The 26,433-nt window shown below is 43.3% G+C and carries 24 protein-coding genes and 1 tRNA gene; 13 read left to right on the forward strand and 12 right to left on the reverse strand.

The window, feature by feature from the left end:
* Positions 1-55: 55 nt before the first annotated feature.
* A complete protein-coding gene (locus G7092_RS20390) occupies positions 56-1,147 on the reverse strand; it encodes an aspartyl protease family protein (protein WP_166091873.1) in 1,092 nt (363 codons plus the stop codon).
* A gap of 214 nt (positions 1,148-1,361) precedes the next feature.
* Here G7092_RS20390 and G7092_RS20395 point away from each other — a divergent pair, with 214 nt between their 5' ends.
* Positions 1,362-2,687, forward strand: a complete 1,326-nt coding sequence (locus tag G7092_RS20395) for a D-alanyl-D-alanine carboxypeptidase/D-alanyl-D-alanine-endopeptidase (protein WP_166091876.1) — start codon at positions 1,362-1,364, stop codon at positions 2,685-2,687.
* A gap of 100 nt (positions 2,688-2,787) precedes the next feature.
* Here the strand turns inward: G7092_RS20395 and G7092_RS20400 are convergent, their stop codons facing one another.
* Positions 2,788-3,354, reverse strand: coding sequence for a hypothetical protein (locus G7092_RS20400; protein WP_166091879.1), 567 nt, complete (start codon positions 3,352-3,354; stop codon positions 2,788-2,790).
* Positions 3,355-3,485: 131 nt separating this feature from the next.
* Complete coding sequence (gene murQ / locus G7092_RS20405; RefSeq protein WP_166091881.1) at positions 3,486-4,298, reverse strand: N-acetylmuramic acid 6-phosphate etherase; 813 nt, start codon at positions 4,296-4,298, stop codon at positions 3,486-3,488.
* A 101-nt stretch (positions 4,299-4,399) separates the two neighbouring features.
* Here murQ and G7092_RS20410 point away from each other — a divergent pair, with 101 nt between their 5' ends.
* On the forward strand, positions 4,400-5,977 hold the full coding sequence (locus tag G7092_RS20410; protein ID WP_166091884.1) for a S41 family peptidase: 1,578 nt from the start codon (positions 4,400-4,402) through the stop codon (positions 5,975-5,977).
* 113 nt (positions 5,978-6,090) lie between these two features.
* Here the strand turns inward: G7092_RS20410 and der are convergent, their stop codons facing one another.
* Entirely contained in the window at positions 6,091-7,392 is a 1,302-nt protein-coding gene (gene der, locus G7092_RS20415; RefSeq protein WP_166091886.1) for a ribosome biogenesis GTPase Der, read from the reverse strand.
* A gap of 141 nt (positions 7,393-7,533) precedes the next feature.
* Complete coding sequence (era, locus tag G7092_RS20420) at positions 7,534-8,409, reverse strand: GTPase Era (RefSeq protein ID WP_166091888.1); 876 nt, start codon at positions 8,407-8,409, stop codon at positions 7,534-7,536.
* A gap of 144 nt (positions 8,410-8,553) precedes the next feature.
* Between era and G7092_RS20425 the strand changes: the two genes are divergently transcribed.
* Together G7092_RS20425 and G7092_RS20430 are read left to right on the forward strand one after the other, a co-directional pair.
* Positions 8,554-8,626, forward strand: a tRNA-Met gene (locus G7092_RS20425).
* Between the two features lie 126 nt (positions 8,627-8,752).
* Positions 8,753-9,862 carry a hypothetical protein gene (locus tag G7092_RS20430; RefSeq protein WP_166091890.1) on the forward strand — a complete coding sequence of 370 codons (1,110 nt, stop codon included), beginning with the start codon at positions 8,753-8,755 and terminating at the stop codon, positions 9,860-9,862.
* Positions 9,863-10,127: 265 nt separating this feature from the next.
* Here the strand turns inward: G7092_RS20430 and mdlD are convergent, their stop codons facing one another.
* Complete coding sequence (gene mdlD, locus G7092_RS20435) at positions 10,128-11,447, reverse strand: NAD(P)-dependent benzaldehyde dehydrogenase MdlD (protein ID WP_166091892.1); 1,320 nt, start codon at positions 11,445-11,447, stop codon at positions 10,128-10,130.
* 312 nt (positions 11,448-11,759) lie between these two features.
* Between mdlD and G7092_RS20440 the strand changes: the two genes are divergently transcribed.
* The 5 genes from G7092_RS20440 (at position 11,760) to G7092_RS20460 (ending at position 16,187) form a co-directional block, all read left to right on the forward strand.
* The gene (locus G7092_RS20440) at positions 11,760-12,176 is read left to right on the forward strand and encodes a hypothetical protein (RefSeq protein ID WP_166091895.1); all 417 of its coding nucleotides are present in this window, start codon (positions 11,760-11,762) and stop codon (positions 12,174-12,176) included.
* A gap of 191 nt (positions 12,177-12,367) precedes the next feature.
* The gene (locus G7092_RS20445) at positions 12,368-13,273 is read left to right on the forward strand and encodes an SDR family NAD(P)-dependent oxidoreductase (RefSeq protein WP_166091897.1); all 906 of its coding nucleotides are present in this window, start codon (positions 12,368-12,370) and stop codon (positions 13,271-13,273) included.
* 20 nt (positions 13,274-13,293) lie between these two features.
* Complete coding sequence (locus G7092_RS20450; RefSeq protein ID WP_166091899.1) at positions 13,294-14,091, forward strand: helix-turn-helix domain-containing protein; 798 nt, start codon at positions 13,294-13,296, stop codon at positions 14,089-14,091.
* Positions 14,092-14,228: 137 nt separating this feature from the next.
* Positions 14,229-15,050 (forward strand): helix-turn-helix domain-containing protein, encoded by an 822-nt coding sequence (locus tag G7092_RS20455; RefSeq protein ID WP_166091902.1) that lies wholly within the window; start codon positions 14,229-14,231, stop codon positions 15,048-15,050.
* A 24-nt stretch (positions 15,051-15,074) separates the two neighbouring features.
* On the forward strand, positions 15,075-16,187 hold the full coding sequence (locus G7092_RS20460) for an FAD-dependent monooxygenase (protein ID WP_166091904.1): 1,113 nt from the start codon (positions 15,075-15,077) through the stop codon (positions 16,185-16,187).
* Between the two features lie 23 nt (positions 16,188-16,210).
* Here G7092_RS20460 and G7092_RS20465 read toward each other — a convergent pair whose 3' ends face one another.
* Both G7092_RS20465 and G7092_RS20470 read right to left on the reverse strand, forming a co-directional pair.
* A complete protein-coding gene (locus G7092_RS20465; RefSeq protein ID WP_166091906.1) occupies positions 16,211-16,594 on the reverse strand; it encodes an ester cyclase in 384 nt (127 codons plus the stop codon).
* A gap of 68 nt (positions 16,595-16,662) precedes the next feature.
* On the reverse strand, positions 16,663-17,559 hold the full coding sequence (locus G7092_RS20470) for an alpha/beta fold hydrolase (RefSeq protein WP_166091908.1): 897 nt from the start codon (positions 17,557-17,559) through the stop codon (positions 16,663-16,665).
* Between the two features lie 176 nt (positions 17,560-17,735).
* On the opposite strand from G7092_RS20470, the gene G7092_RS20475 reads away from it, so the two are divergent.
* Positions 17,736-19,067 (forward strand): serine hydrolase domain-containing protein, encoded by a 1,332-nt coding sequence (locus G7092_RS20475; protein WP_166091910.1) that lies wholly within the window; start codon positions 17,736-17,738, stop codon positions 19,065-19,067.
* Positions 19,068-19,201: 134 nt separating this feature from the next.
* Here the strand turns inward: G7092_RS20475 and G7092_RS20480 are convergent, their stop codons facing one another.
* From G7092_RS20480 to G7092_RS20495, 4 genes are all read right to left on the reverse strand, one after another.
* Entirely contained in the window at positions 19,202-19,801 is a 600-nt protein-coding gene (locus G7092_RS20480; RefSeq protein ID WP_166091912.1) for a sugar O-acetyltransferase, read from the reverse strand.
* Between the two features lie 58 nt (positions 19,802-19,859).
* Entirely contained in the window at positions 19,860-20,348 is a 489-nt protein-coding gene (locus G7092_RS20485) for a Crp/Fnr family transcriptional regulator (protein ID WP_202985374.1), read from the reverse strand.
* Between the two features lie 355 nt (positions 20,349-20,703).
* A complete protein-coding gene (locus tag G7092_RS20490) occupies positions 20,704-21,291 on the reverse strand; it encodes a Crp/Fnr family transcriptional regulator (protein ID WP_166091914.1) in 588 nt (195 codons plus the stop codon).
* 37 nt (positions 21,292-21,328) lie between these two features.
* A complete protein-coding gene (locus tag G7092_RS20495; protein WP_166091917.1) occupies positions 21,329-21,922 on the reverse strand; it encodes a DUF308 domain-containing protein in 594 nt (197 codons plus the stop codon).
* Positions 21,923-22,136: 214 nt separating this feature from the next.
* On the opposite strand from G7092_RS20495, the gene G7092_RS20500 reads away from it, so the two are divergent.
* From G7092_RS20500 to G7092_RS20510, 3 genes are all read left to right on the forward strand, one after another.
* On the forward strand, positions 22,137-23,945 hold the full coding sequence (locus tag G7092_RS20500; RefSeq protein ID WP_166091919.1) for a glycoside hydrolase family 2 protein: 1,809 nt from the start codon (positions 22,137-22,139) through the stop codon (positions 23,943-23,945).
* A gap of 86 nt (positions 23,946-24,031) precedes the next feature.
* Positions 24,032-24,850, forward strand: a complete 819-nt coding sequence (locus tag G7092_RS20505; RefSeq protein ID WP_166091921.1) for an AraC family transcriptional regulator — start codon at positions 24,032-24,034, stop codon at positions 24,848-24,850.
* Positions 24,851-24,890: 40 nt separating this feature from the next.
* Positions 24,891-26,411 carry an FAD-dependent monooxygenase gene (locus tag G7092_RS20510; protein WP_166091923.1) on the forward strand — a complete coding sequence of 507 codons (1,521 nt, stop codon included), beginning with the start codon at positions 24,891-24,893 and terminating at the stop codon, positions 26,409-26,411.
* Positions 26,412-26,433: the final 22 nt, after the last annotated feature.

The raw sequence follows: 26,433 nt of genomic DNA on the forward strand, positions 1-26,433 counted from the left end.
TAAAATAAACACGATGTAATAGTATATAATAGGGTGATTTTTAAAAATCACCCTATTATATACGCCTTTTGAGGGTAAGGATTACTTTATCCAGCTTCTTATCGTGATAAACATCAAGTAAAAGACTTCGGTCATTGCGGGATTTGAATATCTCGTCAATTTCTTCCAACGTCATTTTAGATACCGGTTTAAAATTGATGGCTACTATTTCATCATCCCGTTCCAGGCCAACCCCATCAGCGGCCGACCCTGGTTCAACACGGTTAATAATGATACGGTCAAAATTATCGCCGGCAGCATAATACTCAAGTCCGCTCATATCATGTTCAAACGGATCCTTAAAATTAGGACCTGCTTTTAAATACATGGTGTTATGCGTATAATCCAGTATAACCGAGAAGCGTTTTAAAGTTCCGATGCCCAGGTTGCCATCCCGGGGAACAGAGAGCGCGGTTTGATTATTGTTGACATCCGGAAAGGAGGCGATAACCTGTTTAATTTTAAATTTGCCCAGCTCCAGTGACTCCAGGCGCCCTATATAGCCATTAATGGGGCCATTTAAGCCAATACCCAAATTAGCCGACGCAATAAATTTTTGTGGAAGACCATAGCGCTTTACTACCGTTTCAAGTGATATGGGATGCCCGGCCCCCAGATCGATGATCAGTTTGGTTTTTATATTTTCGCCGCTTAGTAGTTTTACCCAGGTTTCTACATAGGGTTTCCTGTCTTCAATAGTAATGGGAATGGGTACACCCTTGCGAAATACTTTCAGATCTTTTGGTCGCCAAACCGTTAAGGTACTATCGGGAACATTAATTTTAACGGCCAGATTATTAAAAAACTCGTAACCGATTAATCCATGGATTGGCATACCCGCATACCCGGATAAACTAAACACGTCCTTTTTAAGGATGGCGGCGGCTACGTCATAGCTTACTAACCCGGGTATCTCAATATCTAAAGGGGAGGTAACGTATGCTTCAGCGTCTTCCCCCTCTCCCAGGCCGGGTATTTTTAATGTTCGTTTATTGGGAATAGGGATAGAATCGGCTAATTTGGGGTCGGTAATAATCATCAACCCAACACCGGTATCTAATATAAAATTGTATGGGCCTTTATGATTAATGCTTAATTTAATAACCATAAGGCTCCGAACCAATCGAAAAGGGATGGTTACTTTTTTTTTATGATAATCCAGATCAAAGTATTGTGCCTGGGCTGTAAAAAAACAAACCGAAAATAAACACGCCAGCCACACTGCCCGGAATTGCTTTATTTTATGAAATAGCGTGAGTAGCAAGGTTATTATAGTTGGTATATTAAATTTACAACAATAATTGGTTAAATTGAATAAATGTATGTTAAAAACAACTTTTGTATTTCTGCTAATGATTTGTGGCTTACTATTATTTAGTGATACCATTTATGCCCGAACCATAAAAAAAAGAAAGATAAAAAGACAATTTAAGCATTCGCTCATCATGCGTGATCATTTTACGGGCTTCGCATTGTATGATCTGGATGATCAAAAAATGATATATGAGTTAAATGCCGATAAATATTTTATCCCGGCATCCAATACCAAGCTCTTTACTTTTTACACCTGTCTTAAAATGCTGGGCGATTCTATCCCCGCTCTTCGGTATGAATTGCGGAATGATTCACTGGTGTTTTGGGGTACTGGTGACCCGTCTTTTCTGCATAGCGATCTGAAAGGAACTAAGGGGTTGGACTTCTTAGCCCAAAGCAATAAAAAATTGTACTATGCAGCAACGGGTTACAAGAACAACTTTTTTGGAGCAGGCTGGGCCTGGGACGACTATAACGATTATTACCAGGCAGAAATAACAGGCTTCCCTATAGAAGATAATGTTGCTTTACTATATGCTGATGGCAATGGTAACCTGCAGGTTAAACCCTCCTACCTCAAACGGTTTTTAAACCGCGATACCAGCTATCATCCGGATAGGTTTAGAGTTAGACGTGACTTTTTAAGCAACAATTTTGCGTATCCGGTAATGCCTGTACCGCCAAATTTCAGACAGGAAATCCCCTGGAAAACAAGTGTCGAACTAACATTGGATTTGTTACAGGATACGCTGAAAAAGCCGGTGTGCCCTATAAATATGCCGCTAAGTGCTAGCGCAAAAACAATCTATAATACCAGCTCCCGTGTTGTTTACAAAAGAATGCTGCAACCCAGCGATAATTTTATTGCAGAGCAATTATTGTTAACCTGTTCGTCCGTAAAGTTTAATAGCCTTAATACTGATTCGGTGATCAGTTACTCCAAAATACATTTTTTGAATGATTTGCCTGATGAACCGCAATGGGTTGATGGTTCCGGGCTTTCACGCCTCAACCTGTTTACCCCCCGAAGCATTATAGCACTATTACAAAAAATTAAAGAACAAGTAAATAACGACTCATTACTGTACAGCATGTTGCCGGCCGGCGGAGCTACCGGCACGCTTAAAAATGCGTATAAAACAGATAATGGACAGGTATTTGTATGGGCAAAAACCGGCTCGCTATCCAACAACTACAACCAAAGTGGCTACCTGGTTACTCGGAAAGGAAAACGATTAGCATTTTCGTTTATGAATAACAACTTTACCAGACCGGTTAAAGAGATACGTGATGAAATGGTACGGATCATGACCTATATTCATGAAGAGTTTTAACCTACTCCCAACCCTCCCCGAAGGAGAGGGCTTTTATTAGTAAATTGATATTACCCCCTGTTTTTAAGTCCTCTCTTTTGGGGAGGATTTAGGTGGGGTTTTAGTTCAACCGCCGCATTAGCTGCTCTTCAACCATTTTAAATACCTGTATTGGTTTTAACGTACGCCAGCTCAGATCATCAAGCACGCCGCCAAAATTGATGTAGTAATCGATATTGTTGCGCTTAAACTCATCTATTACATGTTCGCGAAAATTGATGCCGGCTATCCAGCCATCCTCAATATCCTGAAACCACTCTTCGTAATAACAATCATCCGAAGAGTGAAAATTGAGCACATTTTCACCAATCAGTATAAAACGGGTAATACCGCTGTCAACCATCAGATCGAGTAACTCGCGTTTCAATATCATGATGTCATTGCCAATGGCATCGTTCCATTCGCCAATAAACTCAATAATGGTATAACCTTTCTCGTAATCGGCAAATAAAACTTTCAGATATAAAGTATTAGAGCCGAAAGCATCCCACTGGGGGTGTAACAGATAGTTATATACCTGCTTGTCAAATTCAAACTCACTGTATTCTGTAGCATAAAAAGGCGAATATTCATCCTCTGCTGCTATATAATCATCACGCCAACGGTAATATGGTTCTATCTCGTGCATATCTTTTAGTCAAATGTGCGGATATGCAGATGTTTCAGATGTGCCAATGTGCAGATTTCAGATGTGCAGATTATCTTAATCATTTACACATCCGCACGTCTACATATTTGCGCATCTGAAACATTTGCACATCAATTCGTTTTTTTATAATTATCAACCGCGTTGCGTACGCTTCCGTATTGTTTTAACAACGCGGCGGCTTCGTCTTCATTTAAACCGGTTTCTTCCATCACCATACGGGCTCCGCGATTAACCAGTTTATTGTTACTCAATTGCATATCAACCATCTTGTTCCCTTTTACACGGCCCAGTTGTATCATAACACTGGTGCTCAGCATGTTTAAAACAAGTTTTTGAGCCGTGCCGGCTTTCATGCGGGTTGACCCGGTTAAAAACTCCGGTCCGGTAACTACCTCAACCGGGTATTGTGCTTCGGCAGCTACAGGGCTACCACTATTACAAACTACACAGCCGGTTACAATATTATTTTTATGGGCCATTTTTAACCCTCCAATTACATAAGGAGTAGTACCCGAGGCGGCAATGCCCACCACAACATCTTTATCAGTAATGTGAAACTCTGCCAAATCTTTCCAGGCTTGCTCTGTATCATCTTCTGCAAACTCTACAGCTTTGCGTATGGCGCCATCGCCGCCGGCAATAATACCTACCACCATATCAAACGGAACACCAAATGTTGGCGGACATTCAGAGGCATCAACCACTCCTAAGCGACCACTGGTGCCTGCACCAATATAAAATAAACGACCGCCATCGCGCATTTTAGAGGCTGTTACAGTAGCCAGCTGTTCAATTTGCGGTAAGGCTTTTTTAACAGCAAGGGGAACTGTTTGGTCTTCCTTGTTAATGCTTTCCAGTATCTCAAGAACAGATAGCTGCTCTAAATTCTTATAATGTGATTCCCTCTCAGTAATGGTTTCCATTAATTTCAAATAATTTATAACAAAATTCGGTAAAAAACATCAAATGCAATGATGCCAATAAAAATTATTGATGCGGCTTTGATTAACTTTGTTTGCTGAATATGAAAAAGACCGCGGGAGTTATTTTCAGGACGATGATCCTGGTGCTGTTAGGGATTGCCATCGGGTTGATGATAGGTGATAGAAAATTTGCCGATCGTAACCTTGGTTTTTCATTTTCAGATAATAACAAACTGTCTAAAGTTTTGGAGTTAGTTAACCATAATTACGTTGATAGTGTTAATATCGATAGTATTGAAGGAGCGTCGGTTAATGAGATGCTTCAAAATCTCGACCCTCATTCCCTTTATTTACCACCACAGCAGGCACAATCTATTAATGAGCGTTTAGATGGCGGATTTAATGGTATTGGTATTGAATTTCAGTTGTTAAGGGATACCATGGTTATAACCCAGGTTTACGCAGGTGGTCCGGCCTCTAAGGCAGGTTTGCCTGCCGGCAGTAAGATAATTACGGTAGATAATAAAAAATTCTCGGGCACAAAGCTTACTACAGATAGGGTGAACAATATATTCAGAGGAGAAAAAGATTCCTCTTTATTACTTGGCGTTGCCGATGGAAAAGACCTGAAAACGTATGCTATAAAACGCGGTCGGGTTGACCTGAGTAGTGTAAATGCTGCTTATATGGCTAATTCAACAACGGGTTATATTAAGATAGGCAAATTCGCATCTACCACCGATGCGGATTTTCGTAAAGCTTTAAATAAGCTTAAAACAGATGGAATGAATAGCTTATTGCTTGATCTTAGAGGCAACGGAGGCGGATATCTGAACGCGGCAACATCCCTGGCAGATGAGTTTTTGGGCAAAGGCAAGTTAATTGTATATACCAAAGGCATTCACGAACCCCGTACGGATTATTTTGCTACAGACTCTGGTTCGTTTCAGCAGGGAAAGGTAACCGTGCTTATTGATGAGTATTCGGCCTCGGCCAGTGAAATATTGGCGGGTGCTTTACAGGACCTGGACAGAGCCACCATTGTTGGTCGCCGTTCTTTTGGTAAGGGCCTGGTGCAGCAGCAATTTCCATTTGGTGACGGTTCTGCCGTGAATTTAACGGTAGCCAGGTATTATACTCCATCGGGCCGGTCGATCCAAAAATCATATAAAGGCGGCGTGGAGAATTACCGGAACGAACTGGCATTGCGCATGAAAAAGGGTGAGCTTTTCTCGGAGCAAAACATCCGGAACGACTCCGTTTTTAAAGGCTCATATCATACCCTAAGCGGTCGTAAAGTGTTTAGCGGAGGTGGTATTATGCCAGATGTTTTTGTGCCTGCTGATACCTCACAAAGCACCCTTGTAGTACAAAATTTAATTGATCAGCAACTGTTTTCGGCTTATGTGATTGACCGGATGCTGCCCGTGCTGAATCAATTTGCAACGGGAGATGATTTTATAAAAGATTATCAAGTAAGCGATGATGATTTCCACAATTTCATCCTGTACTCCTCAAAAACATTAAAGGAAATGGATTCGCACGAATTGCTGATATCCCGCGATTATATTAAAAGTATCCTCAAGGCTAATGCGGCCCGCTTTAAATGGGGCGACAATGCTTTTTACCAGGTGATGAACAGCAATGATGAAGCGTTTAAAAAAGCGTTGAGTAATTAATGAATGTGCAGATGTGCGGATTTCAAATGTGCAGATAAAGGCAAACACATTTAATCATCAGATCAAAATCATCTGCACACTTGCACATCTGCATATCCGCACATCAAAAAGCCCTATTTCTGCCTGAACCAAACCTGTATCGGAGCGCCGGAAAAATCAAAATTCTCCCGCAGCTTATTTTCAATAAAGCGGTAGTAGGGTTCTTTTACATATTGTGGTAAATTACAGAAGAACGCGAACATAGGCGACGCACCTGCAATTTGGGTAATGTATTTGATCTTTACATATTTGCCTTTGATGGATGGCGGCGGATAACTTTCGATAATAGGCAACATCACCTCGTTTAGTTTTGAAGTAGATATTTTTCGGGCTCGGTTTTGGTAAACCTGGTTGGCCACATCAATTACCTTTAACACACGTTGTTTTTCGGTAACGGAGGTAAACACGATAGGCACATCGGTAAAAGGTGCAATCTTTTCGCGGATCTGCTCTTCAAAGACCTTCGCGGTTTTGTTGTTCTTTTCGATCAGATCCCATTTGTTCACCACAACCATGATACCTTTTTTGTTTTTCTCGGCCAGGTGGAATATGTTGATATCCTGCGATTCGATACCTTCAACCGCATCAATCATCAGGATAATCACATCGGCTTCTTCCAGCGCCTTAATGGTACGCATCACAGAGTAAAACTCGATGTTTTCCTTAACCTTGGTTTTTTTACGCATCCCGGCAGTATCAATCAGCATAAAATCATGGCCGTACTGGTTGTAATGGATGTGTATAGAATCGCGGGTGGTGCCTGCAATGGGGGTAACAATATTACGATCCTTGCCAATAAGTGAGTTGATAATAGATGATTTACCCACATTTGGCCTGCCTACAATAGCATATTTAGGTCGGGTGTTTTCTTCTAAAACCTCATCTTCAAAATGTTTAACCACCTCGTCAAGCAATTCGCCGGTACCTGAACCGGTCATGGATGAAATGCTGTAGATTTCGCCCAGCCCCAAACTGTAAAACACCATCGAATCGGCTACCTGGCTATTGTTATCCAATTTGTTAACCACCACAAAAACAGGTTTGCTGCTTTTGCGTAAACGGGTGGCTATTTCATCGTCCAGATCGGTAATGCCGGTAGTAACATCAACAATAAACAAAATTACAGAAGCTTCTTCAATAGCAATGTCAACCTGTTCGCGTATTGCGGCCTCAAAAATATCATCGGAGTTGGCTACATAGCCGCCTGTATCAATAAGGGTAAACTGATGATTCAGCCACTCGGCAACGCCATAATGTCTGTCGCGGGTTACGCCGCTAAAATCGTCGACAATGGCCTTGCGGGTTTCGGTTAAGCGATTATATAAAGTTGATTTGCCGACGTTCGGACGGCCTACTATGGCTACTATGTTACTCATTCTTTTTAGATTTGAGATGTCTGATTTGAGCTGTGAGACCTTTCAAGTCTCCATATTCAAATCCACATCAAAATTATTTGATTAATTTATAAATACCAGATTTATCTCAAATCTAATATCTCAGATCTCACATCTGTGTTTTTATTCGTACCCGAATTTTTTAAGGTAATTTTTTTTGCTACGCCAGTCGGGTATCACTTTGACAAACATCTCCAGGAAAATTTTTCTTTGAAAAAACTCTTCCATATCGCGGCGGGCATAAGTGCCTACTATTTTAAGCATTTTGCCACCTTGGCCAATAATGATGTTTTTTTGCGAATCGCGCTCCACAATAATTTCGGCGCTGATACGGTGCAGGGTTTCACCCTCAATAAACGAAGTCACAATCACCTCGGCGCTGTAAGGGATCTCTTTTTTATATTGTTTAAGCAGTTGGGCCCTGATCATCTCTGAGGCAAAAAAGCGGTCGTTACGATCGGTCAGAGCATCTTTTTCATAATAAGCCGGATGCTCGGGCAGGTTTTCTACCACAAAATCCATTACGGCTTTGATGTTGTGCTCCAACAGTGCCGATATCGCGAAAATTGCTTTGGGTTTTAGCTTTTCTTGCCAAAATTCCACTTTCTTTTTTACCGTCTCCTCGTCGCTTTGGTCGATCTTGTTGATCAGTACGGCTACTGGCGCCAATGAACCCTCCAGTTTTTTGAGTACGTCGGTTTCATCAAACTCTTCGTAAATGTCGGTAACCAGCAAAATTAGGTCGGCATCAACAATAGAACCATCCACCTGGTGCATCATGCTCTCATGCAGGGCATAGTGTGGTTTGATAACGCCAGGGGTGTCAGAAAACACAATCTGGTAATCATCGGTGTTCACAATTCCCAAAATACGGTGACGCGTGGTCTGTGCTTTTGGGGTGATGATAGACATTTTTTCGCCAACGAGGGCGTTCATAAGGGTTGATTTACCTGCATTGGGCTTACCAATTATACTTACAAAACCTGCCTGATGACTCATAGAAAAATAATTAAAAATATATTTGCACTGCAAAGAAACGAATTATATCTTTGCAGTCCAATTAAAACGGAGTGCAAATTGCATTTTTGATAATTGGAAGGAGCTTTCCGAAGTTATGACGGAATGCAACATATAAAAATACAGTGCGGGATGGAGCAGTTGGTAGCTCGTCGGGCTCATAACCCGAAGGTCGTAGGTTCGAGTCCTGCTCCCGCTACGAAAGTTAAAAGCCTCAAGTCGAAAGATTTGAGGCTTTTTTTGTTTATATTCGGTAGTCGGAGACTAAAGATATATTCATCCGAAGTTATAAACTTCGGACTACGTTGGTAAAAACACTTTAACAATGATCTTTTTAAAAAAAAGTAAATCCTATTTACTTATTATATTAGCCTTGACGATAAAATCAAACGGCAATTCTTTAGCGGCAGATGGTGCTACCATCCCTGTAACAGTTGGCACTTCTAAAAATACTGACGTTTACGTTGCGGGTTACTCAAATAATGGTAAATCCAATTACATTCCAACCTATTGGAAAAATGGAAAACCGATATACCTTACTGACGGGAATCGTCAAGGAAAAGCAACTGCTATAGTTGTTATCGGAAATGATGTGTATGTAGCGGGGCAGGTGGATATTCCAGGCCACAGCATAGCCACATATTGGAAGAATGGGGTGGCCGTAAATCTGGCCATTGGAAATTTTAGGGCTTCAGCAACTGGTATAGCTGTTGTAGGCAAAGATGTTTATGTGTCAGGAAACGAGTCTAGCAAAAATGGATTGTTAGTTGCGATGTACTGGAAAAATGGGATACCAAATCGCCTGAGCGATGAAAATCATTATGAACCAACAAACGCAATTGCCGTTTCGGGTAACGATGTCTATGTAGCAGGTTTTGAACAAGACATGCACAATTTACGCTCTTCCGTAGCCAAATATTGGAAGAACGGGAAAGCTATAATACTTAGCCCAAGGGATAAGGAGGCTTTCGCCAGTAGCATTGCGGTTGTCGGCAATGATGTTTATGTGGCAGGTCAGCAGACAGGAAAATTCAGTTATACGGTAAAGTATTGGAAAAATGGTAAAGAGATCAATCTTAGTGACATAGAAGGAACGGGTGCTTGCTCACGTGCTATTGCTGTAGTGGGCAACGATGTATATGTAACAGGGGCCGAAAATGGAAGCGACTATAATCTGGTTCCTACATATTGGAAAAACGGAAAAAAGATAATACTTAGCTCGGAGGCACGTAAACGAAATGGTTATGCTGAAGCGATCGCTGTCTTAAATGGCAACGTATATATAGCTGGCGAAGAAAATAATGGTCATTGCGATGTCGCGAAATATTGGAAAAACGGCAATGCTATCTACCTTGGAGATGGTACGCATAATTCGGCGGCTTATGCAATTGCCGTTGTTCGAAGATCATTTCCGGGGATTAACAAAAAGCCTTGAGTTGTCGACTTAAAGCGGATGTTCTAAATGTGAATCCCTCGCTACCGCAAGCGTCCCGCTTATGGTAAATATGATTAGTAGGACTTGCAATTAAATGCCACAAGCGGGACGCTTGCGGTAGCTATAGAGCCAAACCTTTTCAGTCGCCGCAATCTATTACAAAAACAAATTGGTTATATGAAAAAAACGGAGTAAAAGCTCCCAAAGCATCACTCCGCCCCAATATTCATAATCATTGAAATTCCACCAATTCTTTTGAAGGGATTTACTTCATCTCTAATACAGATCTCATATGGCTGAAAGTCTGGAAGCTGTATTGGCCGTGGTATTTACCTATTCCTGAAGTTCCTACACCGCCAAAAGGCAAAAAATGAACGCCTACATGTACTATAGCACTGTTGATCTCTGCATCACCACTTGTCGTCCTGCTTAAAACATCTTCGGCAAAATTTTTATCTTCAGAGAAAACATATAATGCCAGGGGCTTTGGTCGGGAATTGATTTCATTAAGCACCACATCAATGTCCGAATAAGCCAGAAATGGAAGAATTGGCCCAAATATTTCCTGTTGCATTACCGCGTCGGTCCAGACAACGTTATCCATTAATGTCGCTTCAAAATAGCGGGTTTCCAGATCATACTTGCCACCATATACCACTTTTTCTTTTGCTGCATCTAAATAGCCTGCCAGGTTCTTTACCTGTTGCTGTGAAACGATCTTACCAATTTTACCGAATGAATTACCATCGTAGGTCTTCTGCAGATGGGTCTTAAGTCGCTCAATCAGCTCCTCCTTTATGGATTCGTGCACATACACATAATCAGGGGCTACACAGGTTTGGCCACAGTTCATCCATTTGCCTCTTGCAATCCTTTCCACTGCCTTATCGAGGTTGGCATCCTGATGCACAATGGTCGGCGATTTTCCACCCAGCTCCAACGTCACCGGTATCAGCTGCTCGGCGGCGGCCTTCATGACGATCTTGCCTACGTTAGGACTTCCGGTAAAGAAGATATAGTCAAAACTTAAGCTTAACAAAAGCGTATTTTCCTCGATTGCGCCTTGTATCACCGATACATAGTCGGGAGGAAATGCATCCTTCACTATTTTTTCAATAACGGCGGCAACATGTGGCGTATTTTCCGACGGCTTGATGATGGCGGTATTTCCGCCCATTATAGCACCCAGTAGAGGGCTAAATGTCAATTGAATAGGATAGTTGAAAGGGCCTATAATATAGCTAACCCCGTAAGGCTGAAAGGTTACCTTGCTTACAATTTCCCCGCCTGTGGCATGCCGGCTTGAAGGCATTTCAATAGGCCTAGCCCAGCTTTCCAAATTATCGAGGCAGTAATCCAGTTCATCCAAAACCAGCTTTATTTCAGCATACTCGGTTTCTGACTTACTTTTCCCCAAATCTGTGAACATGGCATCGCAAATGGCATCATTATACGCCATAAATGACTTTTTCAAATTCGCCAGCTGCTGAATTCTGAAATCAACTGGTTGGGTTTTCCGTGTTGCAAAGAACTTTTTTTGGCTTTGAAACACCCCTGTTATGTACTCTTTTTGATTGGTATCCATTTCTGTTTTTCTGGCTTAAGTTATTTGATATTTGAGAACACTCAGATCCCGTTAAGGAGATAACGAACAATGTCAACAATTATTTACCGCTTTTGTTGCTTGTTAGTATTTTCTTTAGATACCCGCTGTCCATTGAGTTCGGCGCTGTTCGGATTTCTCTGACTTTGGACGGTTATGTATTCGCGCGATAAGGGGTAGTGCAGACGACCCTTTGGAAGCGGTCCTCCCCTCGTTGGATTATTTGGTAAAACGTTTTATTTAATCAACATCATTGCTTATATTTGAGTTATTCACCCAAACCTATCATAAATAATGAAATACAATATTCAAAATCCGGAGAAAAGCCAATACAAATATCTTTTTATACTGTTGGTTGTATTGGCCCTTTATCTGAATCCTGGCTTAGCCAGCGCCCAGCAATCAAAGCTAAAAAATGATAAAGAGGTAAATGAAAGACCTATTAAACTTACTGCCGCCCAGCTGGCAGCGGTTGCAGGAAAATACCAATATATGGACAACTATGTAACGATAACCCCTGCCAATGGTGGTATTGTGTTAAAGCAACTTCAGGGGCAACGTACCGCAATAAGCTTTTACCCCACCGATCTGTATGAATTTCATACCCGTCATTTCGGTAGGCCATACTGGATCAGGTTTGGCGAAAGCGGTAAACGTAAGACGGCCAGCTTCCTCACCAGCGACCACGATATTTGGGTTAGGGTCAAATAAAGATTGTTTAAGGATCTATTGATATTTAATAGTTGCTACCGCCACGAAAGTTAAAAGCCTCCAATCGAAAGAGTGGAGGCTTTTTTGTTGCAGTCCAAATTTTTTGGACTTTTCAAGAAACTAAATTTGGACTTTTCAGGTAACCTTAGCTAAGAATTTACATCGAACTTTGCCCTGTAAATTTTTAGATCATGGAAAATAATAAAGCTTATATAATTACCGGTCCAACTTCGGGCATTGGCTATGCTACAGCCCTTGAACTGGCAAAATACGGTACCGTTATCCTGGTGGGCAGAAACCCCGAAAAACTTGGACAGTTACAAAAAGAGATAAAAGACCGGGGGCACAATGCCGTGCCGGTGGTATGTGATATTTCGGATATGAAGAGTGTAAAGAGGGCAGCTGAGCAAATCATAGCACTGCAGTTTCCTCTTGCCGGATTGCTGAACAATGCAGGTATTATGCCGGCCAAACCGGCCAAAAGCGCCCAGGGTTGGGATATGACGTTTGCCACAAATCATCTCGGGGCATTTGCACTCACCGAGGCACTTGCTCCGCATCTTATTAAGGGTGCAAATGTGATTTTTATAACCTCCGCCATTGAAGACCCTGAACGCAAACCAGCAAAAATGATGGGGATGAAAGGTGCTCGTTACCTGTCTGCCGAGGCAAGTGCTCATGGCGAGTGGGCTGCAGGGGGTGCTAAAATGCCCGGCATTGATGCTTACGCCACATCAAAACAGTGTATCCTGGCTGCGGCTATGGCCTTTGCACGCGAAGATCAGAGACTGCATTACAACGCCGTAGAGCCGGGAATAACCCGGGGAACCAGCTTGGGCGGCGAAAGCACGAATGCTTTTATTCGTTTCCTGTTTGGTCATTTGATGGCGGTCATCCCTCCTTTCTCAACCTACAGCAGCACGCCAAAAAAATCAGCTTTAGTGATCACCAGGATCCTCACTGATGAGTTGGGTAAAACAGGAGTGTATTTTGATGAAAAGGGCAAGCCAATGCAGGGTTCAGCGCAAGTTCGTGATCTGAAGTTTCAAGATCGCGTAGTGAGCGAAACCCGTGCCTTGTTATCAACGGTTAAATAAGGTAAATTTGTGATACCAGTATGCCCAGATCAGACTATCATATTGGGGTGATCTCATCCGAACAATTCGTAACCGAGCATACTTTTGCCTATATTATTAATGGCGAAATGCACTTGTATGACGGAAGTAATAACTATGTGCTAAAATCGGGGGAATGTGTACTTGCCCGAAAAAACCGCTTGATAAGATTTAAGAAAGAAAAAGTAAACGGTGAGCTGGAAAAAGTATTCGTTTTTTTTGATGGACCGTTTCTTAAAGCTTTTCAGGAAAAACATCAACCAGGGGTGCCGAAATTCCAATCGGGCGAAACGATTTTGCGCCTGCCGGAAAATAGGTTATTGCCAAATTTTATTCAGTCGTTGCTGCCATACTATAATCATGGAAAAATAACTGAAACTTTTGCCGACGTAAAGCGGGAAGAACTACTCCTGATTTTGCTGCAGGCACAACCAGAACTAGCTGGTTTGTTTTTTGATTATGGCATACCCGAAAAAATAAACATCGAGGAATTTATGAACCGCAATTACCAGTTCAATGTTAGCATTGAGCGGTTTGCTTATTTAACAGGGCGCAGCTTATCTGTATTTAAAAGAGATTTTAAGCAGATATTTAATGATACGCCAAGCCATTGGTTAGTGCAAAGGCGATTGCAGGAAGCCTATTTCCTGATCGATAAAAAAAATCAAAAACCTACTAAAATTTATCTGGAGCTGGGCTTTGAGACCTTGCCACATTTCTCTTATGCCTTTAAAAAATATTTCGGGGTAGCACCAACAGAATTGGCAGGCCAAAAAAGCAGCGATTTTAAGCGGGCGTAGGATGCTATAGACCAACTTGAAGATCGTAGGCCCGGGTTCTGTTCCCGAATTCACTACAAAATAGAGCAACTTCGAACGGCGCTATTCTATACCTGATTTTAAAAGATAAATCAACTTGAATCGTCCTATCTTTAATTATGATACATAGAGAACTTGACGCGCCTGCAGAAATCCGCAACAGCATAAGAGATTTTTGGTACTGGGAGAAGGATTTCGGTGCATCGCCGGCTGCTTTCGAGGTATTGCCAGATGGCCACGCCGAGATTGTTTTTCATTTTGGCAGCGGCTGCAGTTTGATGGTTGATGGCCGGCTTGAGCCATTACCCTCGCCGTTTATAGTTGGGCTGTTAGGACAGCCGGTCTATTTTCATGCTCAGGATCGTTTACAGATCATCGGGGTAAAGTGTTTGCCCTGGGCAGTTTACGATCTGCTTAAACTCCCATCCGTTAAGGGCGGAATACAAGTTTTTACGCATCCGATTGCCTTATTACAAGAGCATCTGCAACAGCTTCTTCAAGCCGAAAAGATTGATGAAGCGCTGGCCCTGGTGCTAAACTGGTTTATGGATGCGCACCAGACAGCCGCCCTCGCTCCGGCATTGACCAAGGCTGGCCTGGCAATGCTGGAAGCAAATGGTTCCTTGCCGGTAAATCGGGTAGCAGCGGCAGCACATGCCACCGTCAGAACATTGGAGCGAAAGTTTAAGGCTTCATCGGGGCATACCCTAAAGGATGTATCCGGCCTGATCCGTTTTGAACAGGCGCGTGATCGTTTGTGGGATAATCCCGATACATCTATTTCAGCTTTGGCGCATGAATTGGGTTACGCAGATCAGTCTCATCTTAACCGGGAGTTTAAGCGTTATAGCGGCACTACAGCAGCAGCTTTTGCCAAACAGACCAGGGCGCGAAAAAAAGAGCTCTGCGATGATTTTGTCGCAATTGTTCTATCTTCCTAACCCACAGGTTCGGATTTTTGTGCCATGAAAGATCAAAAAGTACTTATTTCCGGCGCCAGCATAGCGGGTTTGTCAACGGCCTGGTGGCTGAACCATATAGGCTACCAGGTAACCGTTGTTGAACTGGCCGCCACTCCGAGGGTTTATGGCGCGGCTGTTGATCTGAACGGCCCAACTGTAGAAATAGCCAAGCGAATGGGCTTATATGAACAGCTCAAATCATTCCACTTAGGCGTCGACCGCATCGAATATAAGAATGCAGATGATGTGACTGAAGGGACTATGATCATCAATGAAGGCTCCGAATCCCCAGGTGATGAAATTGAGATCGAGCGTGAAAAATTTGTGGCGGTGCTGATGGAGGCGCTGAAAAATAAAGTGGAATTTATGTTCAGCAACAGTATTAGCGCGCTCGAAGAAACCGCAGACAGCCTTACAGTTACTTTTAATGATGGTAGTCCGCAAACTTACAACCTGGTGATCGGCTGCGATGGCTCACATTCCGGTACCAGGAAAATCTGGTTTGGGCCCGAAAATGATTATGCTCATTTCCTGGGCGCATATTTTTCTATCAGTATTGTTAATAAGGTGCTTGTTCCACAAAGGACGATGCAAACCTTTAGCGTGCCCTGCAAAACAGTTATGCTGAATGCTTATAACCATAAGACGGATATTATATTTTTGTTCAGCTCTGAAACCGATATCCCCTATAACTATCGCGATATTGCCCGGCAGCGTGCCATCATCGAACAGCAATTTGAAGGGCAAGGCTGGCGGACGGCTGAACTCCTGAAGGAAATTGAACAGTCTGACAGTTTCTACTTTGACAAGTTCTGCCAGATCAAAATGCCGTCATGGTCGAAAGGCCGGGTGGCATTGGTTGGCGATGCCGCCTATTGTCCGTCACCGGCTTCAGGACAGGGCGGCTCTCTGGCCATACAGGGTGCGGCCGCTATTGCCGATGCTTTGCTTAAACATAATGGTGACTATGAGCCGGCCTTTAGGGAGTATGACCGCAACCTGCGACCTTCCATTGAAGAAATTCAGGCCATCGCCGAGCAAAACGTAAAAACAAATTTTGTGTTGAAAACGGAAGAAGAAATCCGCAGGCGCAATACAGAGGCTAAGTTATTCTGAGCATTGAACTTTTAATTGGGCACTCAGCCAATTTGTTTTCTAATGGTATCCATATCAATTAAAGATAAAACGGAACTTATTTTACCCTGCTTTAATTTATAAAAAACGTTTTCTGAAAATATGGCCTTGTTACCGTTTGGTTTGATGCCCATGAATTCGCTTTTCGGGGTACAGTTAAAGTTTAACCGGCAAGCGATCGTATCCTCGTTGGTTACCAGAAGTTCGATATGATAAAAGAGATCCGGTATGGCTTTCTGCTCCGCTAAACGGCTCTCTTTATAATCTTTTGCGGTTGTATTTTTACCGTTGTACGTAAGTGTATCCTGAATGAAATCTGAAAGCCGTTCTAAATTTCGGCTATTAAGGCAATCAATATAACTTCGGTAAAATTCTTCCGTTGCTTTCATCCTTTAATTGTTTTACTATAAATACTTTCCAAAGCGCTTTGTATAAAGCAATACAAAGCCGTTCAAAACTACATCCAGCTATGAACTTTCATAACCGCGTCTGCAAATACCTTAGGATTTTCCTGTGGCACATTATGACCGGCATCAACAACTACATGTTCATGGAGCCCGATGAATGAGCTGGCATGATCTGCTGTTCCGCCGGGCTTAAGCGGATCGGCGGTGCCATCAATGGTTACTGTTGGCACCTTAATCTTAGGCTTTTGCGCCAAAAGGTCCTCCATCTGCCGAAAAGCGGGGTCTCCCGCATCCAGACCATGCATAAAGCGGTAACAATGTATAACAACATCCACAAAGTCGGGATTTTCGAAAGCCGCCGCTGTCCGGGCGTATTCCGTTTCATCGAATTGCCAGTTGGGCGACCATTCGCTCCATAGCATCCGGCCGATTTCGTATCGGTATTTGGCCAGGCATTCACGCCCCCGTTCAGATTGGAATAGATGCTGATACCAGCAGATGCGCTCAAGCGATGGTGCCAGGGCATGCCTTTGCTCTTGCACGTCTATTACGTCGTAACTTGCGTAGGATACAAGGCCACCAATTTTTTCGGGCCAAAGGGCAGCTGCAACGCACGATGCGTTACCACCCCAATCAAAACCTCCCAGTACGGGCATCTCCAATTCGAGGGCATCGGAAAGCTCGATGATGTCTGTGCCGCGGGCGGCCTGCTGCGCGTTACGCTTAACGTGTTTTGAAATGAAGCGGGTGTGCCCAAATCCACGGGTATATGGAGTAATGACTCTTGCCCCTGCATGTTTCAGGATGGAGGCTACCTCATCGAAAGCGTGTATATCATAAGGAAATCCGTGCGACAGTATTACTGGCCAGCCATCACTTGGGCCATGCTCAACGTAAGCAATTAATAGTGTCTCTGTTGCAATGGTTTTTACAGGCTGGTCGTTCATAAGCTTCATTTTTATAACCCCAATCTTAATACACCACAAAACAGCATTAAGAATGTTTTCTTTGATATTCTTTTGCGTTATACAGAGTGAAGAAATTTAAAGCCCAATACTTCAAATTCGGATTCCTCGTTCTCACCTAATTAAATTCTATCTTTATTCCTATAAGCACCTACGCAATGATTCAAAAAATAGCCTGCTTTTTCTTGCTGCTTCTTATTTTACAAAGTTGTACACATTCACAAAATTTCGATAAAGCTAAGTTGGACAGCTTTTTCGCCGCGCTGAAAGCTAATGACCAAAACATGGGCAGTATCGCCATATCTGCCAACGGGGTGTTGGTTTATCAGAACGCCATTGGTTATAGTCGGATAAATAAAGATGTAAAAACGCCGGCGAACATGGAGACCAAATACAGGATAGGCTCTATCACTAAGATGTTTACTGCCGTTATGATCTTTCAACTGATCGAGGAAGGCAAACTTGATCTTAACACGCCTTTGGCCAGGTATTTCCCTCTGCTCCCCAATGCTGCGAAGATCACTATAAGAGAAATGCTTTGCCACCGTAGCGGCCTTCATAATTTTACGAAAGACTCGCTTTATACTACCTATCTGGATCGTCCTATGTCAGAACCTGAAAGGATTGCCATTTTTACGGGACAGAAGTCTGATTTTGAACCGGATACGAAGACAGAATACAGCAATACCAACTTTGTGTTGCTGGGGTATATTATTGAAAAACTGACCGGGAAAACCTATGCCGAGGAATTAAGAGAACGCATCACTACAAAAATAGGCCTGACACAAACATATTACGGGGCTAATGCCAATCCAACCAAAAACGAGGCATACCCTTATAACTATTTAGAAGAATGCACTGAAACGCCCAAAACTGATATGAGTATTCCGGGTGCCGCGGGAGCTATCGTTTCCACGCCTGCTGATCTGGTTAAATTTATAAACGCGCTTTTTGAAGGCAAACTCATTAGTGCGGCCAGCTTGGAGCTGATGAAAACAATGAGGGACAACTATGGTATGGCCATGATTGCCATACCGTTTTATGATCAAAAGAGTTATGGCCATCCCGGAGGCATTGACGGGTTTTACAATATATTGTTGTATCTGCCACAAGAGAAAGTAGCCATAGCTTATACTTCCAATGGGGCACGATATTCGTATTTTGATGTGGTTATGGGGGCATTGAGCATTTATTTCAACAAACCGTTCACCATTCCTGAATTTAAAACAAATACGTTAAACGCAAGCGATCTCGATCAATATATCGGTAAGTACTCCAGTACCACATGGCCCCAGAAAATTGTCATACTTAAAAACAATACAACGTTGTTTGTGCAAGCCGTGAGTCAGGGCACATATCCACTGGATGCCAGGGGCGACAATAAATTTGTTTTTGCTTCTGCAGGCGCTGCTTTGCAATTTGATCCGGCTAATAAAGCTTTCACTTTAACCCAGGGAGGTGTTAACTATTTGTTTACTAAAATCAACTAATGGAATGGGCTAACCAATTCAGCCTGTGATCGAGGTTCAGCCAGTGGTGAATGTTATTCACCGCATACTATGGGTTAAAAGCCTCTCCCGCTGCCGCAAGTGTCCCGCTTGTGGTAGATATGATCAATCGGAACTCACGCACCTTCCTTCAAAGAGCGGATAACCCGGCAAGGATTTCCAACCGCGACCGAATTGTCGGGAATGGATTTAGTGACAACGCTACCGGCACCAATTACGGAGTTTTTGCCTATAGTTACGCCGGGTAAAATAATGGCACCACCTCCGATCCAGACATTATCCCCGATTGTCACGGGTAAAGCATAAGTTCTGAAATAAGGTATATCATCTGAGGGTGTCCAGTTTTCAACCAGGCGTTCAGTCATATCAACCGGATGAGTTGCCGTATAGATCTGTACGTTAGATGCAATAAGCACATTGTTGCCAATTTCTATCCGGTTGCAATCAACAAAAGTGCAATTGATATTAATAATCACATTATTACCTACGGAAATATGTTTGCCATAATCGCAGTAAAACGGGGTATCAATATTAACGTTATTACCTAGAGCCGAGAAGAGTTTCGAAAGGATGGCGCTACGTTGTTGCGCATCCGTACTGATGGTGTTATTATAGGTTTTAGTTAGCGCCCGGGCATTGTGGATCAGGCTTTGCAATTCAGGATCGGAAGTGTTAAATATTTCGCCAGCCAGGCATTTTTCAAGTTCAGTTTTCATTTACCAAGGGTTAAGCGGCAAATTTATCAAGGTAAAAGTGTTAAATTTTTCATCTATCTTAAAATCGTATATCTGCACGTAAGGCGCTTAAGTGTTGCTGGGTCATCCCCAGGTATGAGGCAATAAAGCCCAGGTTTACACGATTAATCAAACCAGGGTTCCCGGTAATAAATCTTTCATAGCGTTCTTTTGCGGTTAATGATAGGCGCTCTATGCGTAGGGTCTGCATCCGGAGTAATACTTCCTGATGAATGACTCTGCCCCAGTTTGCGATCTCGATATTGGTTTCATAAAGCCTGTTGAGTGCCGGGATGGGTATGGAATATATAACCGACTCTTCCAGTAACTCTACGTATTCAAAGCCCGGAGTTTGGTGATAAAGTGAATTGGATGAGAAGGTAAAATCGCCCTCCAAACTAAACCAATTGGTAACTTCCTTGCCGTCAATAAGCAGGTAAGTGCGGCTACAGCCTTTTTCGATGAAATAGGCGTTCCTGTCCTTGCGCCCCACTTCGGTAAGAAAATGATGCTTGGGAAGCTGATGCATTGTCAGATGCCCGGCTAAGATATGAATAGAAACATCCGAAACAGGATAGTATCGCCTGATCCCATTTACAATATTGGTTATATGACTAAAATTCACAAAGAAAACTTAACCGCAAATTATATAATTTCTTATTGGAACAAAAATACAGGTTGTTGTGTAAGATCAATAGTTTTATCCCCAGGCTTCACCATCATTAAAAAGCCCCAAATCTTTAGAGTTGAGGCTTTTGTTCGGGATATTTTATGGTTTACACTCTTGGGCTAATAATTTTATTTTTTATGTATTAAATCGTTGATTGTCAATTAAATAAAACAATGTTAACCGTAAAAAGTGTAAACCATGTAAACCCACTTTTTTATCGTTGTATCCGTTTCCTGATCCGGCTTAAAGAAGGATTCTTGATGCCCAAGTAGGAGGAAATATGATAGGCCGGAATACGATTAATAATATTAGGGTGCTCGTCTAAAAGCCTGACATACCGTTGCTCATGCGTAAAGAACAATAATTCCTCGGCCCGGCTCTGCGAATAGGTAAAGAATAACTCTGCCAGCAGTCGGCCAAACTTGGCCCAGTTTGGATGAGTCTCATATAAACTCATCAAATCATGATAGCTGATATACACTATTTCGGAATCCTCCATGGCCTGTATAAAATAGTGGCATGCGTTACGGGTAATAAAACTCCGGAACGAAACGATAAACTGATTTTCTGAAAAAAAAAAGATGTTCGTTTCCTCGTTTGTATCGGGGCGGCAGTAATAGATCCGGAAGATGCCCTTAACCACCAGCCCCAGGTCGTTACAAACCATGTATTGCATATTGAAAAAATCACCTTTTTTAATTTTGCGGGGTTTCCAAAGGGATATGCTGTCAGCTATATCTTTTTCGGTTAAAGTGGCAAAACTCGTTAAATGCGCTTTCAGTATTTCATGAGGTTCGGTCACGGCGTCAGGATTTTACGTTTAGCAAGTATATAAATAATCAGGCAGCCTTTTCATGCCCTTTTATAGTTTTTGACAACCGGATGGCAGCGAGCAGGAAATAAAAAGCCCCAAAAGCCGAGTAACCAGCCAAATTACTGATGCCCATTGTTGGTGATTTTGCCATGGCAATAAATGCGCCCCCGGCCAGTACTGATTGCCCGCCGCTAATGATCATTGGCCATTGGCCACCAAACTCTTTCCTGCGGCGTAGGCCAAGTATAAGCTGTATAAGACCGGTAACGATGGCCCAAACACCAAAAACCATCAATGCCACCGGAACGCCTTTTTGCAAAGCCAGCGCCACGCCAATAGTTGTGATAACTCCAATAGCCATATTTACATATTGCGGCGTTTTTGATACTTGCGGTGGATTAGCCTTTATATCAAACCAGGTAGCAATAACATCCCAGGCCGGATAGATAATAAAAAGTATGGAGGCGATGCCGATATTGGTTTTGGCGAAAACCGATACGAGGATAACCCAGATAACAGAAAATGCAACGCGTGCAAAGTAAAGGCTGCGCAGCGATCTGGCAGTTTCAACTGCGCTTGTTGCGTTTGTGTTTTTTATTGATTCAATTGTTGAGTTCATGACGTTATTTATGTTTTTGAAGCAAAGTTAGCCGCCATGGGAGTAGCATTTTTTCACTTAAGTGAAAACCGATATCTCCATATTGTGTCAAAGTTCATACAAATCGTCTCATTTTAGCATCTGTTCAATTGTGGCGCCTCCATTAGCGATCGACGTCAACCTGCAACTAAATTTATTTTAATAAGTTTGGATTTCCACCCGAAAACCAATAGCCATGTATAAGTCCCGGATTTGTTTAGCATCATTTCTACTCATCATTAATTGCTCCTGTTTATTCGCCCAGGCGCCCACCCTACCCACCCGGTGGACGAAAGCTGCCCTGGATGCCGAAGTTCCGTTTCCCGACTATCCACGGCCACAACTGCAACGCAGCGACTGGCTGTGTTTGAATGGCAAGTGGGACTACCTGGGAGGAAAAACAGTTGCCAATGCGCTCGACCCGGAAAAGCCGGTATCCTTTGAAAGTAAATCCGAACAAATACTGGTTCCATATTGCCCGGAATCCATATTATCAGGAATTCAGCGCAAGCAGGAGATCAATATGTGGTACCGTCGCAGCTTTGTAATTCCTGCAGGCTGGAAAAACAAACAGGTGCTTATTCATTTTGACGCAGTGGCTCATCACGCCACATTGTTTGTAAACGGCCATAAAGCGGGGACACATGCGGGTAGCTATGATGCTTTCAGCTTTGATATAACCCCCTATTTAACCAATGGAAAGAATACCCTGGTAGTTGCGGCTCAGGATTTGAATGATGGCCGGGTACCGTCAGGTAAGAGCGGCCCCCGGGGCGATTATACTTTCTGTTCCGGCATATGGCAAACTGTATGGCTGGAGCCGGTAAATAAAGCGCACATCGAGAACATTCGTTTGCTACCCGACCTGGCGAATAACCGGTTAAAAGTACTGGTAAACACCGCTGGCGAAGGAAAAGTGACCGCCATAGCCCTTGATGGAAACAGCGTAGTTTCGGAAGCAAAATCAGCAAATGGCACTTACTTTTACCTGCCCATCAAAACGCCAAAGCTTTGGTCGCCGGATGATCCCTTTTTATATGACCTTACCATTAGCCTGGAAGATGCTCATGGTACTGTTACTGATAAAGTAAAAAGCTATTTCGGTATGCGCGATATTAAGTTAGGCAAGGTTAATGGCGTTATCAGGCCTTTGATCAATGGTAAATTCATGATGCAGCTTGGGCTGCTCGACCAGGGTTACTGGCCAGACGGAGTGCTGACCGCTCCTACAGAAGAAGCACTTAAATTTGATATTCAACTCACTAAAAACGCCGGCTATAATCTGATCAGAAAACATATGAAAACCGAGCCCCAGCGGTTTTACTATTGGGCCGATAAACTGGGGTTGTTTGTTTGGCAGGATATGCCGGCCATATGGTATCAAAATGAAGATACTACCAAAATCAGGACCGAATTCAGAAAAGAGCTAAAAACACTTATTGATGACCATTATAACTCGCCATCTATCATCACCTGGGTGCCGTTTAATGAAAACTGGGGTGCTTTTGATGTTAAAAACATAACTGATTGGGTTAAGCAATATGATCCGTCGAGGCTTGTTAACGGCAACTCCGGATTTAATAATAACCCCTCCTATCAAAAAGCCTATGGCGATCCCGGGAATGGAGATTATGTTGACACGCATATTTATGTAGGTCCGTATGGAGCCTCGGTACCGGACGAACACCGGGCTGCATCATTAGGCGAATTTGGCGGAGTTGGTTTATTTGTGCGCGATCATATGTGGCCGGTGGCCAATAATGCCTATGATTATGAGCCAACCAAAGCGAGGTTAACGGACAGGTATGTGTTTTTGCTGGATGAAGTAGAACAGCTCATGAAATATAAAGGCTTGAGCGTTGCTATTTACACTCAAACAACCGATGTAGAGCATGAGGTTAATGGAATGCTTACTTATGACAGGGCTGTTGAAAAAATGGAGATGGAAAGAGTTAAAGCAGTTAATGAAGCCGTTATTAAAGCAAGTTATAAATTGATGCCTTAGTATGGTGTGAAAAGGGAAATCATCTAATCTGAATAGCTGCTAAATTTGCAATTCACTATTAAGCCGTTCAATTCCTATCTTTAAAAATGAAGCATCAAGAATTTGAACCTCCCGAAGAGCTCCGGGATACTATAAAGTGCTTTTGGTACAACAGCAGAGAATCTGGGGAACAGCAATCCAGTTTTGAGGTAATACCTGATGGCTACGCCGAAATTATTTTTCATTTTGGTGGTGGCTGCAGCATTTCATCCGATGGGGGCCAGCAGTTACTGCCCTCTCCATTTATGATGGGATTACATAATCACCCGGTTCATTTTCAATTTAAAAACCGTTTTGAGGTCATTGCCATTAGGTGCTACCCCTGGACGGTGTTTGATTTGCTCGGACTGCCATCTGGTAAAGGTGGGGTACATCTGTTTGAACATGCTATCGCCCGGCTTCAACCCGTGTTAAATAGTTATATTCAAGTGGGTAAAATAAATGAAGCGATAGCCGAAGTAAAACAATATTTCATGGATGCCCGGTTAAGGGTTGCCACCAGCAGTATGCTATTTAAAGCAGGTGTTGCCATGCGCAAAGCCAACGGCGCTATGCCGGTAAGCCAGGTTGCGGAAGCGGCTCATGCCACAGTCCGTACGCTGGAAAGAAACTTTAAACAATCATCCGGCTATACGGTTAAAGACGTTTCTGCCCTGATACGCTTTGAACAGGTACGAAACCAGTTATGGCATTATCCGGATACTAACATTGCTGGTTTAGCGCACGAGTTAGGCTATACCGATCAGGCCCACTTAAGCAGGGAATTCAAGCGCTACAGTGGCACTACTCCAGGAGCATTCGCCCGAAAAGCAAAAAAAGAGGGACCGGTTATAAGCTACGATTTTGTCGCGTTTATACAAGCCTAGCGCTGGAACATTCCGGAGTTTTGTGTATAAATAATTCAATATGAAAACTACACAAAATAATGCTATATATGATGTAATCATTGCCGGTGCAGGACCTATAGGTCTGTTTTTGGCCTGCGAACTGGCTTTGGCTAAATGCGCTGTCCTGATACTGGAAAAGACAGAAGAGCCGTATTCTCCTTTAAAACAAATGCCTTTTGGGATACGCGGACTTAATACGCCGACTATTGAGGCGCTTTACCGTCGTGATTTACTAAAAGAGCTGGAACTGCATAAACGCGTTAAAAACCCGCACCAAAATGCCAAGCCGGGAGCACAACGTCAGGGAGGGCACTTCGCCGGTATTCCATTTAGTTTTAATAATGTCGACACCTCACAGTGGCAATATCGCCTACCATCCTCTACAGAAACCAATTTAATTTCTGAAATGTGGGAAGTGGAGACAGTGTTGACCCGCCGCGCTGAAGCCCTGGGCGTAGAGATCAGGCGCGGGCTTGCCATTACTAGCTTTCACCAAACCGGGGATGGGGTAACTGTTCAGTCGGATGACCAATCCTTTCAAAGTAAATGGCTGGTAGGTTGCGACGGTGCCCGTAGTGTTGTACGTAAGGCTGGCGGTTTTGATTTTGCCGGTACAGAGCCCGAATTTACCGGCTACTCTACACTGATTGACATTGCCGATCCGGAAAAACTCAGTCCGGGCCGCAACGTAACATCAAGAGGGATGTATATGCAATCACAGCCGGGTTACGTATTAATACAGGATTTTGATGGTGGTGCATTTCATCATTCACAAAAACCGGTCACACTTGAACACGTACAGGAGGTACTGCGCCGCATCTCCAATACCGACGTTACTATTACCGCTCTGCACACAGCCACCAGCTGGACAGACCGGGCACGGCAAGCCACAGCCTACCGCAATGGACGGGTGCTTTTAGCGGGCGATGCCGCCCATATTCACTCACCATTAGGCGGTCAGGGACTTAATCTTGGGTTAGGCGATGCCATGAATCTGGGATGGAAGCTTGCTGCAACAATCCAAAATAAAGCTCCGGAGGGCTTGTTGGATAGTTATTACACAGAACGCTATCCACTTGGTGAACGGGTTTTAGATTGGTCGCGCGCGCAGGTTGCCATCATGAAACCAGATGAGCCAGCCCGTGCACTATACGGTATTGTTCGCGACCTTATGGAAACCCATGATGGGGCCACTTACTTTGCAGGTCGTGTTTGGGGTGTTAACACATACTACGATCTTGTTGGTAACCACCGACTGGCAGGCCGTAGTGTACCCAACTTTGAGTTTGAAGACGGCAAGACAGTTGGTGAGTTAATGCACGATGGTCGGGGAATACTGCTCGATTTTGATAACAATGCTTCGCTAAAAGCTTTGGCAAATGAGCATGGCGATCATTTGAAGTATGTTTCGGGCAGAGCGAAAGATCAATTGGGTCTGAGCGCAGTATTGATACGTCCCGATGGGATTATTGCCTGGGCCTCTGATCAAAGCCCTGACCTTGCGGAAGCCAAGCAAGCTGCCGCCCTCTGGTTTGCATAACATCATAAACTTACTAACCCGA

Source organism: Mucilaginibacter inviolabilis, from assembly GCF_011089895.1.
In the GTDB taxonomy this organism is placed as follows: Bacteria; Bacteroidota; Bacteroidia; order Sphingobacteriales; family Sphingobacteriaceae; genus Mucilaginibacter; species Mucilaginibacter inviolabilis.

Excerpts from the sequence above, each read along its gene's own strand:
- G7092_RS20390 (WP_166091873.1), bottom strand. The coding sequence starts at position 1,147 with ATGGTTATTAAATTAAGCATTAATCATAAAGGCCCATACAATTTTATA.
- G7092_RS20395 (WP_166091876.1), top strand. The coding sequence starts at position 1,362 with ATGTTAAAAACAACTTTTGTATTTCTGCTAATGATTTGTGGCTTACTA.
- G7092_RS20400 (WP_166091879.1), bottom strand. The coding sequence starts at position 3,354 with ATGCACGAGATAGAACCATATTACCGTTGGCGTGATGATTATATAGCA.
- murQ (WP_166091881.1), bottom strand. The coding sequence starts at position 4,298 with ATGGAAACCATTACTGAGAGGGAATCACATTATAAGAATTTAGAGCAG.
- G7092_RS20410 (WP_166091884.1), top strand. The coding sequence starts at position 4,400 with ATGAAAAAGACCGCGGGAGTTATTTTCAGGACGATGATCCTGGTGCTG.
- der (WP_166091886.1), bottom strand. The coding sequence starts at position 7,392 with ATGAGTAACATAGTAGCCATAGTAGGCCGTCCGAACGTCGGCAAATCA.
- era (WP_166091888.1), bottom strand. The coding sequence starts at position 8,409 with ATGAGTCATCAGGCAGGTTTTGTAAGTATAATTGGTAAGCCCAATGCA.
- G7092_RS20430 (WP_166091890.1), top strand. The coding sequence starts at position 8,753 with ATGATCTTTTTAAAAAAAAGTAAATCCTATTTACTTATTATATTAGCC.
- mdlD (WP_166091892.1), bottom strand. The coding sequence starts at position 11,447 with ATGGATACCAATCAAAAAGAGTACATAACAGGGGTGTTTCAAAGCCAA.
- G7092_RS20440 (WP_166091895.1), top strand. The coding sequence starts at position 11,760 with ATGAAATACAATATTCAAAATCCGGAGAAAAGCCAATACAAATATCTT.
- G7092_RS20445 (WP_166091897.1), top strand. The coding sequence starts at position 12,368 with ATGGAAAATAATAAAGCTTATATAATTACCGGTCCAACTTCGGGCATT.
- G7092_RS20450 (WP_166091899.1), top strand. The coding sequence starts at position 13,294 with ATGCCCAGATCAGACTATCATATTGGGGTGATCTCATCCGAACAATTC.
- G7092_RS20455 (WP_166091902.1), top strand. The coding sequence starts at position 14,229 with ATGATACATAGAGAACTTGACGCGCCTGCAGAAATCCGCAACAGCATA.
- G7092_RS20460 (WP_166091904.1), top strand. The coding sequence starts at position 15,075 with ATGAAAGATCAAAAAGTACTTATTTCCGGCGCCAGCATAGCGGGTTTG.
- G7092_RS20465 (WP_166091906.1), bottom strand. The coding sequence starts at position 16,594 with ATGAAAGCAACGGAAGAATTTTACCGAAGTTATATTGATTGCCTTAAT.
- G7092_RS20470 (WP_166091908.1), bottom strand. The coding sequence starts at position 17,559 with ATGAACGACCAGCCTGTAAAAACCATTGCAACAGAGACACTATTAATT.
- G7092_RS20475 (WP_166091910.1), top strand. The coding sequence starts at position 17,736 with ATGATTCAAAAAATAGCCTGCTTTTTCTTGCTGCTTCTTATTTTACAA.
- G7092_RS20480 (WP_166091912.1), bottom strand. The coding sequence starts at position 19,801 with ATGAAAACTGAACTTGAAAAATGCCTGGCTGGCGAAATATTTAACACT.
- G7092_RS20485 (WP_202985374.1), bottom strand. The coding sequence starts at position 20,348 with ATGCATCAGCTTCCCAAGCATCATTTTCTTACCGAAGTGGGGCGCAAG.
- G7092_RS20495 (WP_166091917.1), bottom strand. The coding sequence starts at position 21,922 with ATGAACTCAACAATTGAATCAATAAAAAACACAAACGCAACAAGCGCA.
- G7092_RS20500 (WP_166091919.1), top strand. The coding sequence starts at position 22,137 with ATGTATAAGTCCCGGATTTGTTTAGCATCATTTCTACTCATCATTAAT.
- G7092_RS20505 (WP_166091921.1), top strand. The coding sequence starts at position 24,032 with ATGAAGCATCAAGAATTTGAACCTCCCGAAGAGCTCCGGGATACTATA.
- G7092_RS20510 (WP_166091923.1), top strand. The coding sequence starts at position 24,891 with ATGAAAACTACACAAAATAATGCTATATATGATGTAATCATTGCCGGT.